Source organism: Acetobacterium wieringae (assembly GCF_026646375.1).
Lineage (GTDB): Bacteria > Bacillota > Clostridia > Eubacteriales > Eubacteriaceae > Acetobacterium > Acetobacterium wieringae_A.
Map to the genome: position 1 here is coordinate 1 of NZ_JAIPPU010000057.1, position 843 is coordinate 843.

Genomic DNA, 843 nt, shown 5'->3' on the forward strand with positions numbered 1-843 from the left:
CAGGCAAAAGAGCTTGCGAAAACAGCCACTGCTTAAAATTCATCGTCTCCGCAGGAACCGCATGAATCATAATGATGGCAAAGACCGCAAGAGTCCTTAAGTAATCGTATTTCACTTCCCGCTTTTTAAGCCCCATATCTCATCCTCCCTGCTTTCTCTGGGTTTAGAAAAGTATAGCATATAAAATCCGATTTTGACAATTTTTTTTATTTTATTAAAAAAAGTGTAGACAAACGGAAATTCCTATGGTATCATAATGAAGTTGTCAGAGATGACATACATAAAACGGCCTATTGGTCAAGCGGTTAAGACACCGCCCTCTCACGGCGGAAACCCGAGTTCGATTCTCGGATAGGTCATTAAAAGCAAAAACCCTGGTTTTTCCAAACGGAAAATCAGGGTTTTTTGTTTCTTTTCTCTTATTTGCCGGATGACGCTACCGTAAGCTGCCAGATGGTCCTTCCATTCTGCCACTGGTGCACATACATTGTCCTGCACTTTTTGTATCTGGCAAATAGTTTAACAGCCTCACACTCATCGGAATATACTTTCCAGCATCCAGTGCATTTGCAGTTCTTTCCCCCGTTTTGGATAAATCCCACCACATCTCCCAGTGGATAGCCGAGAAAGATCCCGATCTCATGAGGAAATTCCCCTTCCTGATTCAGTCTCTCCTTCAGCCTTTCTAGCGCAGCATCCACTTCCATATGCTCATAGCCATAAGCCTGCAGAAACCTGCCAACTTCCGGCCTGCTTAAATCAGCCTGCAAATGGACTTTCCGGTAGACATAGATAAGTGCCTTGTTCCCGCGCCTGCATAACAAAAGCAGGGATATTCCCTTT

At 43.9% G+C, this 843-nt stretch carries 1 protein-coding gene and 1 tRNA gene; one reads left to right on the forward strand and one right to left on the reverse strand.

The features are described from left to right. The first annotated feature begins 287 nt into the window (after positions 1 to 287). Positions 288 to 359, forward strand: a tRNA-Glu gene (locus tag Q7P33_RS17920). 60 nt (positions 360 to 419) lie between these two features. Here Q7P33_RS17920 and Q7P33_RS17925 read toward each other — a convergent pair. Further along, on the reverse strand, positions 420 to 843 hold a 424-nt coding region (locus tag Q7P33_RS17925), incomplete at its 5' end, for a DUF3793 family protein (protein WP_303872104.1).